Here is a 13045-nt window from a genome sequence, read left to right on the forward strand (position 1 = left end):
AAATCTTAGAGAAAAAATGGAGAACAATTAAAATGAAAAAATTACTAATGTTATTTTTATTAACTGCAATTTCAGTTTACGGTTATGAGGCGATTCCTTATATGTTTAACAATTTAATTCCTTATGGAATATCGCCAGACGAAGTAAATCAAATACTTGTAGAATCTAATTTTGCTTCTTCTGAAGGCGAAGTTGTAAGCGGAAGTTTTTATGTGTCTACGAGTCCAGACCCAGATTTGGTATGGTATAATCCGCAAACTGTAAAATGGGTAAATATAAAGTTTACCACTAATGAGGTTTCCGACTTATTTAAAAGAGATTCAAATCTTTTATATTTTAGTTATCAAACCGAAGACGAATTTAAATGCATAGTTGTTAATTCTGACAATATAAGCGAAGATGCAAGTCCTGTGGGAGCTGAAACAAAATGGTCTTATAAATTCTTTTTCCATAACGACAAATTATTTGCAGTTAGCTCTCGTTATGAAGGCGATTATAAAGTTGAAGAATATAAAAATAGAAATCCTCAAAATCAATACGCTCACCCTGGTTATATAATGTCAAGCGGATTATTTCAAAGAACTTTAGAAGGTTTTCAATCAAAATTTGGCGGATTTCATAATAAGAGAATTATAACTCTTGATAATTTTGCTTCTATGAATTATGGAAATTATGGAAATAAAGCGGCTAATACTTCTTTATCGGTTTATTATGCAAGCTATAACGGAAGGAAAATTAACTTTTTAGCTTCTTATGTGGATAATTTTAGAATTACGCCTTTATATTATAGATTTCAAAATAGAACTTACGAAAATTATTTTGATGTAGCCGATATTCCCGTAGAAATACAATCTAATATTGAAATTAATAAAACGGAAGAGGAAGAAGAAGATTCTCAATAATATTTAATAATAAAATATTTTAAGGAGATTGTTTTATGCAGTCTCCTTTTATTTTGCAAAAAATCTTTATTTATTATATAATTATTTTAATAAAAATCAGAAATTATAAAATAAAATTATGTTTTAAATAGAGGTTTCATTATGGATTTAAGCGAATTAACTATAATACAAATCAGAGAAAAATTAAAAAATAAAGAAGTAAACGCCGTTGATTTGACTTCTTCGATTATACAAAAAATAGAAGAAGACGATAAAAGAGAAGATAAAATTAACGCTTATTTAGAAATTTTTAAAGAAGACGCTTTAGAACAGGCTAAAAAATCTCAAGAAAGAATAGATAAGGGAGAAGATTTGCCTCTTTTGGGCGTTCCTTTATGCATAAAAGATAATTTATGTTATAAAAATCATACAATGACGGCTGCATCAAAAATGCTTGAAGGTTATAAAGCGCCTTATACAGCGCCAACAGTTCAAAGATTGATAGACAATGGAGCTATAATATTAGGCAGAACTAATATGGACGAATTCGCTATGGGTGGCACTACAGAAACCTCAAATTACGGAATAACGAGAAATCCAAGAAATAGAAAATATGTTCCTGGCGGTTCTTCGGGCGGTTCGGCTTCTGCGGTTGCCGTGAATTTTTCTTTTGGAGCGCTTGGCAGCGATACGGGAGGCTCAATAAGACAACCCGCTTCATTTTGCGGAATCGTGGGAGTAAAACCGACTTACGGAAGAGTGCCAAGATTAGGATGCATAGCTATGGCGAGTAGTTTAGACCAAGTTGGACCATTAACTAAAGATGTGAAAGACGCCGCTTTAATGACAAAAATTATAGCGGGATTCGATTCAAAAGAATCGACTACTCTTAATATTCCCGTTTATGATTATCCTTCTTTTTTGGACGGAAATATTAAAGGAATGAAAATCGGACTTGCAAAAGAATATTATGAAACAGATTTAATCAACGCCGATGTCAGAGAAAATATAATGAAAGCGATAGAAAATTTAAAATCTAAAGGAGCTGAAGTTATAGATATATCTTTGCCAAATGCAAAATACGGTTCAAGAGTTTATACTGCAGTTATGGCGGTTGAAGTTGCAAGCAATATGGGAAGATATGACGGAATAAGATACGGATATCATCCTAAAGGCGATTTTAATTTAGACGAATACTATTACACTTCAAGAAGCGTGGGACTTGCATTTGAAACGAGAGCGAGAATATTATTCGGCACTTTAATAACGGGAAAAAGATTTTTCTATACTCATTATCAACATGCTTTGAAAGTTAGAAAACTTATGCAAATAGATTTTGACAACGCTTTTAAGAAAGTCGATATAATAATATCTCCATCCTCTCCCGTAACGGCGGGACTTTTAGGCTCAAGAGATAAAACCGACAGCGCTTTAAGTTTTTTGGCGGATAGTTATACTTCAAATATAAATTTAGTCGGGCTTCCCGCTATGAGTGTTCCTTGCGGAGTCGATAAAAATAATATGCCGATTGGAATACAATTTATAGCTAAACAATTTGACGAAGTTTCTATGTTCAAAATGGCTTATGCTCATGAATTAAATTATCAAAAATAAGTTAAAGCTTAAACTAAAATGAATAAACATTTAAATATAATATCAATAGCTTTAATAATTTTTTCTATAATTTGTTCGATTTATATTCAAAATTACGCTTTTAATAAAAGAGCTATACTTATAGACCAAGTTCAACATTTTTACGACATGAAAAAATGGCTTGAAAGCGGAAAATTGCCGACAACGGGAGCGAGATTTATCGCTAGTCAAGTGATTAATGAAGAATTTACTACTCCAAGAGTTCATGGGGGGACTATATATTTTATACTTTATTTTATAAAATGGCAAAAGAAAGTTTATTAGGAGCAAAAATTATTAATCTTATTTTCAATTTAATAATTATATCAATCTTTCTTTTTTGGTTTTATAAAAAATTTGGATTATTAATAACCTCGATTATCGCTCCTTTAATTTTATGCAACGGCTATTTTGTTATGGCGACTACGGATTTTTGGAATCCTAACTTAACTTTGATTTTTAGCTTTCTCTTTTTTATATTTTTATTTGAGTATATAGGTTCTGAAAACGAAAATATTATAAAACTTTCCGCCGTTATGATTTTTCCAATACTTGCAATAATGGAGCAAGGGCATTTTGTAACTTTTTTTTCTATGATTCCTACGGTTATTGTCTATTTGATTATTAAGTTTAAACGTTCGATAAAATATATTTTGTTTTGGATATTTGGAGTTTTTATTTCGTTTTTGGAATATTTGCCTTATATAATTTCGGAGTTAAGAAACGGATTTAATAATACGAATATGATTTTTTCGGTTAGTTCTGGGCTTTCTACTTTGCCTTTTCCTCAAATGCATGCGATATTTTTATTTCCAACAAACGAGATGTCTGTATTTTATGGAAATAGCATATACGGTTCTATTAATTTTTGGCTTCAATATCCTCTTATGATATTAGGATTATTATTTTTATTTTCAAGCATTATATTTTCTTTTTACTGTATAATAAGAGTTTTTTATTTTGTTTTTAATAAGAAATATGAAGCTAAATCAAATATTGAAAAAACTTTAATAGAAATGTTAAAAATATTTTTAATTTTTATACCTACAACTATAATTATTAATATACTCGCTCGCTCAAAACATGGAACTTTCCATTATTTATATTCAGCTTTTTCTATTTCATATTTACCAATTATATTATTTTTATTTCAGAAAAAAGATAAATTTATTTTGAATAAAAAATTTTTCTATATATTTTCCGCTTGTATATTTGTAAATATTTTTATTATGATATTACAACTTACGACTTATACTAAAAATTATGAAGTCCAAAGAAATGTCGAGGGCATGAAAACCGTTGCAAAAACTTTAATAGAACATTCAAAAGGCGAAGAGATAAGCATTATAGGATTGTATGCGGACGATAATTATATGTATATGGATATTGCAATAGCTTATTTTCCAGATATGGTTTGGAATCAAAATAATAATTCCACAAATTTATATTTAATTTTAGACAGAATAGGAACTTTATCGAGACCAAAATATACGATTTCAAGTTATATGGAATATTTAAATAAAAATGCAACTTTGCTCGGTGATAATGGGACTTTATTCGTTTATAAATATCATGGAAAAGAACCTTTGGAAATGCCAAAGAATAAATAATATTAAAATATGAAACTAATAATTTAAAAATCTACAAATAATAGTTGCAATATTATTATATTTAGTATATAATTTAATTAAAAAGGTGTGAGAATCATGTTAAACAACTCAACTCAACTCAACTCAACTCAACTCAACTCAACTCAACTCAACGCTAATAATTTATTAAGCGTTAATTTTTATTGCAAAAATAAATTTAATATAATTTTGCTTTTAGTTATTATAATCTCATTGGCTTCCGCAGTCTTTATACATTTCTACGCATTTAATAGAACGACAATATACATAGACACTATTTACCATTATTATGATATAAAACAATATTATGAAAGCAAAACTTTGCCAACGGTTGGAAACAGGCTCATGAATAGTTTGGATATTAGAGACAATGAAACTTATGCAAGAATTCCAGGAGGTTTTTATTATACGCTTTATTTATTTTGCTATATAATTGGCGGAGGATTAGCGAAAGCAAGAATAATTTATATTATAATTTGCTCTATAATACTTTTAATATTTCTATATTGGATTTATAAAAGATTTTCTTTATTAATCGCTTCTATAATGTCGGCTTTAATACTAACAAACGGATATATTATTTTTTCAACAAACGATTTTTGGAATCCTAATATACCGCTTATATTTTCATTTTTACTTTTTATGGTTTTCTGCGAATATGTTTCAAATAAAAACGACAAATATGTTTTTATATGCTCGACTTTAATTTTTCCTATAGAGGCGATAATGGCTCAAGGACATATAGCGGTTTTCTTTTCTATAATTCCGACTACAATAATTTATTTAATTTTTAGATACAAAAGAACTTTAAAATATATAAAAGCTCATGCGCTTGGAGTTTTTATTTCATTTTTATTTTATCTTCCATATTTAATATCAGAAATAAGAAACGGTTTTTTTAATACAAAATTAATGTTAAATATGCAAAGCTCCTCTAATTTTCAAGGTTTGCCTCAAGTTTATTCAATTTTAATATTTCCGACAAATGAGATTTCCGTATTATATGGAACAAATTCTACCCCGACAAAATATTTTTGGTTTAATGAAAATATATTTTTTATAGGAATGATATTTTTAATAATTACATGCATTATATCTTTAACGGCTTTTATTTATTCTATAATATTTTTAATAAAAAAAAGAAAAAATGATACCATGAAATATACCGACATTATGCAAAAAGAAGCTTTTATATTTTATTTGATATTTATACCAGCGACTTGTTTAGCGTTTTTTATATTTAATTCAAAACCAGGGACTTTTAGATATTTATACGGAATATTTGCATTTTCTTTTATAACTATAATAATATTTTTTAATAATTTTCTTAAAAATAAAAATAAATTGTTAATCGCTTTTTTAATATTAATAACTTTAAATAGCGTTAATATGGGATTTTTGCATATGAAACGATATTACGATTTGTTTGAAGCGCCTTATACCGAAAAAGAATTTAGAAATATATTAGAGGCTATTGTAGAAGATGCAAACGGAGATAAATTTAAAATAGTTCCTTATGACGAATTATATTTTGATAATATGAGGCTCGCTTATTTTCCAAATTTACAATGGAATAGAGACGATAATTCTAAATTAACTTATTTTATATATTATGAAATAGAGAATATAAGATTAAAAAATACGGGAAAATCAAAAAATTACGATGAAATAATGAATAATTTGCCGAATAATACGGTTTTATTGACAGGAAACGATAAATTAAAAGTTTATAGATACATAGAAAATTAATTAAAAGGACGGATAAGCATGACAAATAACTTAAAAACTTATTTCAAAAATAAAACAAATTTAATTTTACTTTTATTAAAGCCATAGTTTTATATAGATTAGAATAATTTATTTTATTAAATTTGATACGATTAAAAATTAAATATTTATTGTTTAAGTAATTCTATAAACTGCTTTGCAACTCTCGGACTTCTTCCCGCGCTTCTAATCGCATAGGCTTCTGCTTGATTTATTAATTCCTCTTTATCCATTTTCATATTATTTTCTTTCGCGTAAGATAAAACTATTTCTTTAAATAAATCTTTTCCTGGTCTTTGAAATGTTATTATCATCCCAAATCTATTTGTTAAACTCATTATTTGTTGAATCGTATCTTCTATATGAATATCGTCTCCCGTTCTGTCTGTAAAATTTTCTTTTATCAAATGTCTATAATTGCTCGTAACATAAACCGCTATATTATTTGGAAAAGAATTTACTCCGCCTTCCAAAATTGCTTTCAAGTAAGAAAAAGTGTCGTCATTTGAAGAAAAAGTTAAATCGTCAATAAATATTATAAACTTCAAAGGGCTACAACTTAATTTTTCTATTATGTCGGTTATAAAATGAAGTTGATTTTTTTTAATTTCTATAAGTCTTAATCCTTCGTCTTTGAAAAAATTTGCAACCGCTTTTACCGTGCTGCTTTTTCCCGTTCCCGCATCTCCGTAAAGAAGAATATTATTCGCCTTTTTGCTTTCGATTAATATTTTTGTATTTGATAAAACTTTATTTCTTTCAATTTCGTATCCGTATAATTTTTTTATATCTTGATTATCTTTATTTTTTACAGCGATAATATTTTTTTTATCGTCTAATACAAACATATTGTTATTATAAAATATTCCATATCCTTTTTTGTCTATATTTTTTATATGCTCAAAATATATTTTATAAAAATCAATTTCTTTAATTTCAAGTTCTGCTATATTTTTTGAATATTCTTTATTGAAAATCGAAGAAAAATCAAAAGAAGAAATATATTTAAAAAAGTTTAATTCGTTTTTAAAAGTTTTTTTAAGATTATTATTTATTTCTTGTTTTAAAATGTATTTGCTTATATAAATATTATCGTCTAAAAATATTTGAGATAAAATAAAATCTGCTAAATTATTATCGCTTTTAAATAACTCCGATAAAAATTCGCAATATAAATCAATTTGTTTTATATTATCAATATTTTCTTTAGTTTCACAATTTAAAAATTTTAATAATTTTTTTATAACTTTAGTTTTTAAAATATTTCTAAATATTACAACGCTTGAAAATCCTAATTTTATTTTGTCTAATTCTTTTTGCATGATTTTATATTCCAAATCGTTTCATTATTAAATCTATATTTCTTAAATAATATTCATAATCAAAACAATCGTTAATCTCTTTATCCGACAAATATTTTTTTATATCTTCGTCTTTATGAATATTATCTTTAAAATCTTCATTGTTAAGCCAGCGTTTCATCGCGTTTCTTTGAACCCATAAATATGCGTCATTTCTTGAAATTCCTTTACTTACAAGGCTAATTAAAATTCTCTGACTGAAAATTAAACCGCCTGTTTTTTCCAAATTATTTTTCATGTTTTGCGGATAAATTAAAAGTTTATCGACTATTTCCGTAAATTTATTTAAACAATAATCGACTGTAATCGTAGAATCGGGAAGAATTACTCTCTCGACCGAAGAATGACTTATATCTCTTTCATGCCAAAGAGTGATATTTTCTAAAGAAGCGAGAGCGTTTGCGCGAACGAGTCTTGCCAAACCTGAAATTCTTTCGCAAGTAATCGGGTTTCTTTTATGAGGCATTGCCGAAGAGCCTTTTTGTTTTTCGCTAAAATATTCTTCGACTTCTCTTAAATCGGTTCTCTGCAAATTTCTAATTTCGGTTGCAAATTTTTCTAAAGAACTTGCCACTATTGACAAACTTGTTAAATATTCCGCGTGTCTATCTCTTTGAATTATTTGAGTTGAAATTTTATCCGCTTTAAGTCCTAATTTTTTGCAAACCAATTCTTCGATTTTAGGATTTATATTGCTATAAGTTCCGACAGCTCCCGATAATTTTCCAACCGATATAGTTTCTTTTGCTCTTTCTATTCTTTTAATATTTCTTTCGGTTTCGTCAAACCATAAAATAAATTTTAATCCCAAAGTCATAGGTTCTGCATGAATTCCATGAGTTCTTCCGATGCATAAAGTATATTTATGTTCTTTAGCTTTTTTTAATAAAACTTCCGAAAGTTTTTTCAAATCTTCTAAAATTATTTCTGCGGATTTTTTCATCATAAGAGCAAGCGCCGTATCTTTCACATCGCTTGAAGTAAGTCCTTTATGTATATACTGTCCGCCTTCTCCGACATTTTCCTGAACCGCCGTGACAAAAGCGATTATATCATGGTTCGTTTCTTTTTCTATTTCGGCTATTCTTTCAACGGTAAACGAAGATTTTTCTTTTATGTTTTTCAAAGCCTCTTTTGGAATTTCGCCTAATTCTGCCATCGCCTCGCAAGCCGCTATTTCGACATTAAGCATTGTTTGAAATTCGTTTTGCAAACTCCAAAGTTCGCCCATTTCTTTTCTTGTATATCTTTTAATCATACTTTTTCCATAAGAATATTAATTTAATAGTATTGAAATATTATATACGATATAAGTTCAAATGACAATATTTAATGAATAATAATTTCCTTGTGTGGATTGACATAACTAACTCACAAAAAACGTGATTTAGCCTCGCTTACTTTTGGCATAAAAAAATAAGTAGAAATTTTGACTTTCTTTTAATAAAAGAATTAATTTTTTCTACCCAAATAAGCGATTTGAGAAAAAAATAATATTCTACTAAAAAATAAAAACTTTACATTTTTAAGTCTTTCTATATAATAATTAAAAATAAAATTATAGTGGGATTTTCTATGAACTTAAAAGAATATATAGATATAAGATTAAAAGAAATTAATAAAAATATAGACGAAATTTTTGAGAAAAGCGATATTGATATAGAAAATTTTTTTATAGAAGCGCTTAAATACCCTCTTGAAGCTGGAGGCAAAAGATTAAGACCGATTCTTGCTTGTCTCTCTTGCGAATTATTTGAAGGAGATTATAAAAAGACAATAATTCCCGCAATATCTCTTGAATTAATTCATACATATTCTTTGGTGCATGACGATTTGCCTTCTATGGATAACGATAATTTGAGAAGAGGAAAACCAACCGCTCATGTAAAATTTGGAGAGGCGAACGCAATACTTATTGGAGATGGTTTATTAACTCATGCATTTCAAATACTTTCAAAATCCGAAGTGTCAAACGAAACTTTAAGAAGTTTACTTTTTGAAATAAGTTTTGCCGCTGGTTATCAAGGAATGGTTATGGGACAATTTATCGATTTATATTTTGAAGAAAAAAATATTGATTTTGAAACGCTTAAAATTCTTCATGCAAAAAAAACAGGCGCTATGATTAGAGGAGCTGCGAGAGTCGGCGCTATTTCTTCAGAGAAAAAAAATATTGATATTGAAAATATAACGAAATATGGAGAAGCCATTGGGCTTGCATTTCAAATTTGGGACGATATTTTGGATGTTATTTCAGACAATGAAACATTAGGAAAAACTGCAGGAAAAGACGCTAAAGAAGGAAAATTAACTTATGTCAAACAATTTGGAATCGAAGGAGCTAAAGAAAAAGCTAAAGAAACTATAAATAATGCAATAGAATATTTAAGCGTATATAAAGATAATGAAGCCAAATTATTATTAATCGAACTTGCAAAATATATAATTGAGAGAAAGTCGTGAGCGGTAACGATATTAGAATAAAAAATTTAGACGCTATAAAAAAAAATATAAAAGCTTATCCGATTGATTTTTTGAATTTATTAAAAAACAAAAACGATAATTTAGATATTTCATTAGAATTAATCGAAACAAAATCTAAAAAATATTCCGCTAAAGTTTTTAAAAATGGAAAATCTATTTTTCTTCATAGCGCTTATAACCCCGAAAAAGAAGCGAACGCTTTAATAAATGAAATAAAAAAAGAAACTGAAAAAGATTTAGATTTAGTATTTATATTCGGAATCGGAGCTGGCTATTTGATTAACGCATTTAAAAAATTAAATATTAATATAGCCGTTATAGAACCTTCGATAAAATTTTTTAATTTGCTTATTGATAATTTTAAGTTAGATAAAATACTTGAAGATAATATAACTTTTTTTATAGGCGGAGACGATATAGAAGATATAGAAAAATTTATTTCGCTTACTAATACTAAAAAAGTAAAATTCTTTATAACTCGTTCTTATGCGACTTTATTTAACGAAGAAGCTTTATTTTATCAATCAAAAGTTTTGTCTATAGTCGATAAAAAAATTATTAATATAAATACAATTTCAAGATTCGATAAATTATGGGCTTATAATATCGCTTCAAATGTGGCAAAAATTTCAACTCATTATGGAGTTAATAAATTTTTTGATAAATATAAAAATATTCCCGCTATTATAGTTTCGGCTGGACCTTCTTTAGAAAAAAATATAAGAAAATTAAAAGAGATGAAAAATAAAGCTTTAATTATAGCTGTTGACACTGCAATAAAACCTTTATTTTCTCATAATATATCGCCGCATTTCATTATAACGATTGACCCGCAAAAGAAAAATTCAAAATATTTTAGAAATGTTAATTTTAAAGAATCGGTTTTAATAGCAGAATCTTCGGTTGATAAAGAAGCGATTGATTCTTTTAACGGAGCGATTTATTTTATTAATTCAATATTTCCTTTGGCAAAATATTTTATGGAAGAGTTGGGAGACAGAGGAAATATTACAACGGGAGGAAGCGTTTCTACAGCCGCTTATGATTTCGCAATAAGAATAGGCGCAAATCCAATTATAATGGTTGGACTCGATTTATCTTTTCCAAATTATCAAACGCATATAAAGGGAAGTTATCATGAAGAAAATTTTTTTACCGAAATATATAAACTCGATTCTTATGACAGCAGAATATATAAAGTTTTAATAGCGGGAAATTTGAGAGAAGAAAAAAATATATATAATGAAAAAGTTTGGACGGATTCAAGATTCGATATGTATAAAAATTGGTATGAAGAGCAATGCGAAAAAAATAATAAAATTAAATTCTATAACGCAACGGAAGGCGGAATTATAATAAACGGAATGGAAAATATAAAATTGGAAGAGCTTATAAAAAAATTTAACGACATTGAAATAAATATTGATAAAGACAATAAAAATATTGAAAGAAAAAACGAAATATTAAATAATATAAAAAACGGTTTAATAAAAATTGATGGCGAAATATCTAAAATTAAACCTTATGTTTTAAATGCTTTAGAATTATGCGAAAAAATAAATTCTGAATTAAAAAGACATAGAAAAGTCGATAAACTTTTAGAAAATTTAAACGAGTTCGATATAAAGATTTTGAATATAAGCAAAGTTAATGAATTTTTGGGAATAACGATGCAAAAAACTATTAAAGCGATAACGGAAGGATTTATTTTTGAAGATGAAAAATACGACAAATCAATCGTTAATTCTTACAAACTTTACGAAGCTATGAAAGAAAGTATTGATTTTAATCGTTATATAATAAAAAGAGCTTTAATAAAAATATATAAAGAATTGAAATAATTTTATATTATATTATTTAGGCATTTTTCCGATAAATTATTATAATAGTATTTTTAAGGTAATTAGATTATGAAATATATAGTCATTTTTATATTAACTTTTTCGGTTTTATTTGCTCAAAATAATTTGCAGGATAATTTTTTTGATACAATTATGCTTGACCAAATAGAGAGATTATATCCGAACGATAATATTGTTAAACCGTCTTCTTATATTATAAGTATGCATTTTGATTTAAATAGATATAGATTAAACGAACCAATCACTATGGAAATTAAAATATACGCTAAAAAAGGCTCTGTAAGTTTTACAAATTCTGATAATCCTTTTAATAATTATAAATTTAAGGTCTACGATAATTATAATAACGAAATTGTAAATTCGGATAATTATACTCTATGGAAATATAAAAACGAAAAAAGCGCGGGAATAAATCAAAATAGAGTTATAACTTTAAGAGAAGGAGAAAGTTATTCTTATTTTATAGATTTAAATAATTGGTTTCAATTTGATAAAATCGGAAGATATAGAATTGAAGGAAGTTTTAATCCGATGCCCGATATAAGCGATAATTTTTCTATGATAGCGGACACTTCTTATTTTTTAGTCGATTATCCAAGACAATATAACGAACAAAATCCTCGCTCGATAGACGCTATTACGAATAATAATAATTTGCCATTTTATCATCCGTCTCAAGTTGTTTCAAATACTTTATTTTCTATGAAGAGTAAAAGTTGGAGCAATTATTTTAATTATATGCATTTGCCTTCGATTATAAGCATAAGCCAAAGATATAGCGAAACTTACAGAAATAATTTTAGCAATACTTATTTGGAAGATTTTACAGATTTTGGAGTAAGACAAAAAGCAAGAAATTTAAGTTTTCAAGCTTTTTTAAGAAATCAATTTTCGGATAATATAAGCGCCGATATGATAAGAACGAATTTTGGAAATAACTTTTTAAATAATTTGGAAGACGCTTATAAATCGAGCAATATAAAAGAGCTTGCAATAAGATTCGATATTTTATACAGAACTTCTTTGCCTGAAGATAGAAAAGTTTTATTTGAAGAGTTTAAAAAATATCTTGTGTCTGCTTATGATAGACAGGTTAGAAATCTCTTTATAGCGGAACTTCAAAGAGATATAATCGCTACGGAAGATATTCAAAAAAGAAATCATTATAGAACTATTTTAAATATGATTCAACAGGAATATAATTCCACGACAGTATATACTTTATTAGATTATAAAATAGATAAAATTACGATAACTGAAGATTATGGTTTGCCAAGAGCGGAAGTCGAAACGAGATTATTTAATAGATTTTTTAATATGGAGAACTCTCATATATACGACCCTGTGGTGAAAAGAATATTTGTTTTAAGGCAAATGGGCGAATATTGGTATATTGTAAATTATTACGACACTGTAGTTAACTAATAAAA

General features: G+C 27.1%; 10 protein-coding genes. 8 read left to right on the top strand and 2 right to left on the bottom strand.

Annotation, left to right across the window (positions count from 1 at the left end; translation table 11 throughout):
- Window positions 1-32 precede the first annotated feature (32 nt).
- The 5 genes from EPJ79_RS06605 (at window position 33) to EPJ79_RS06620 (ending at window position 5890) form a co-directional block, all read left to right on the top strand.
- Window positions 33-902: a hypothetical protein gene (locus EPJ79_RS06605; RefSeq protein WP_147738897.1), complete on the top strand. Its 870-nt coding sequence runs from the start codon at window positions 33-35 to the stop codon at window positions 900-902.
- Window positions 903-1043: 141 nt separating this feature from the next.
- Window positions 1044-2495 (top strand): Asp-tRNA(Asn)/Glu-tRNA(Gln) amidotransferase subunit GatA, encoded by a 1452-nt coding sequence (gatA, locus tag EPJ79_RS06610; protein WP_147738898.1) that lies wholly within the window; start codon window positions 1044-1046, stop codon window positions 2493-2495.
- 18 nt (window positions 2496-2513) lie between these two features.
- Window positions 2514-2798, top strand: coding sequence for a hypothetical protein (locus tag EPJ79_RS11840; RefSeq protein WP_244289078.1), 285 nt, complete (start codon window positions 2514-2516; stop codon window positions 2796-2798).
- Entirely contained in the window at window positions 2777-4123 is a 1347-nt protein-coding gene (locus EPJ79_RS06615; protein ID WP_244289079.1) for a hypothetical protein, read from the top strand. The genes EPJ79_RS11840 and EPJ79_RS06615 overlap by 22 nt, the downstream gene beginning before the upstream one ends.
- A gap of 96 nt (window positions 4124-4219) precedes the next feature.
- Window positions 4220-5890 (top strand): hypothetical protein, encoded by a 1671-nt coding sequence (locus EPJ79_RS06620; protein ID WP_244289080.1) that lies wholly within the window; start codon window positions 4220-4222, stop codon window positions 5888-5890.
- Between the two features lie 146 nt (window positions 5891-6036).
- On the opposite strand, the gene EPJ79_RS06625 is transcribed toward EPJ79_RS06620, so the two are convergent.
- Both EPJ79_RS06625 and purB read right to left on the bottom strand, forming a co-directional pair.
- Entirely contained in the window at window positions 6037-7230 is a 1194-nt protein-coding gene (locus EPJ79_RS06625; protein WP_147738899.1) for an ATP-binding protein, read from the bottom strand.
- Window positions 7231-7234: 4 nt separating this feature from the next.
- Window positions 7235-8527: an adenylosuccinate lyase gene (gene purB / locus EPJ79_RS06630; protein WP_147738900.1), complete on the bottom strand. Its 1293-nt coding sequence runs from the start codon at window positions 8525-8527 to the stop codon at window positions 7235-7237.
- A gap of 317 nt (window positions 8528-8844) precedes the next feature.
- Between purB and EPJ79_RS06635 the strand changes: the two genes are divergently transcribed.
- From EPJ79_RS06635 to EPJ79_RS06645, 3 genes are all read left to right on the top strand, one after another.
- On the top strand, window positions 8845-9732 hold the full coding sequence (locus EPJ79_RS06635) for a polyprenyl synthetase family protein (RefSeq protein WP_147738901.1): 888 nt from the start codon (window positions 8845-8847) through the stop codon (window positions 9730-9732).
- Window positions 9729-11594 (top strand): motility associated factor glycosyltransferase family protein, encoded by a 1866-nt coding sequence (locus EPJ79_RS06640; RefSeq protein ID WP_147738902.1) that lies wholly within the window; start codon window positions 9729-9731, stop codon window positions 11592-11594. Before EPJ79_RS06635 ends, EPJ79_RS06640 begins: the two co-directional genes overlap by 4 nt.
- Window positions 11595-11663: 69 nt before the next feature.
- A complete protein-coding gene (locus tag EPJ79_RS06645) occupies window positions 11664-13040 on the top strand; it encodes a hypothetical protein (protein WP_147738903.1) in 1377 nt (458 codons plus the stop codon).
- Window positions 13041-13045 lie beyond the last annotated feature (5 nt).

The sequence above is a fragment of the Brachyspira aalborgi genome, from assembly GCF_008016455.1.
GTDB classification, from domain to species: Bacteria; Spirochaetota; Brachyspiria; order Brachyspirales; family Brachyspiraceae; genus Brachyspira; species Brachyspira aalborgi.

Bases quoted from the DNA above. Each gene is read 5' to 3' on its own strand.
- EPJ79_RS11840 (WP_244289078.1), top strand. From the start codon at position 2,514: ATGAATAAACATTTAAATATAATATCAATAGCTTTAATAATTTTTTCT.
- gatA (WP_147738898.1), top strand. From the start codon at position 1,044: ATGGATTTAAGCGAATTAACTATAATACAAATCAGAGAAAAATTAAAA.
- EPJ79_RS06645 (WP_147738903.1), top strand. From the start codon at position 11,664: ATGAAATATATAGTCATTTTTATATTAACTTTTTCGGTTTTATTTGCT.
- EPJ79_RS06615 (WP_244289079.1), top strand. From the start codon at position 2,777: ATGGCAAAAGAAAGTTTATTAGGAGCAAAAATTATTAATCTTATTTTC.
- EPJ79_RS06625 (WP_147738899.1), bottom strand. From the start codon at position 7,230: ATGCAAAAAGAATTAGACAAAATAAAATTAGGATTTTCAAGCGTTGTA.
- EPJ79_RS06620 (WP_244289080.1), top strand. From the start codon at position 4,220: ATGTTAAACAACTCAACTCAACTCAACTCAACTCAACTCAACTCAACT.
- EPJ79_RS06605 (WP_147738897.1), top strand. From the start codon at position 33: ATGAAAAAATTACTAATGTTATTTTTATTAACTGCAATTTCAGTTTAC.
- EPJ79_RS06635 (WP_147738901.1), top strand. From the start codon at position 8,845: ATGAACTTAAAAGAATATATAGATATAAGATTAAAAGAAATTAATAAA.
- purB (WP_147738900.1), bottom strand. From the start codon at position 8,527: ATGATTAAAAGATATACAAGAAAAGAAATGGGCGAACTTTGGAGTTTG.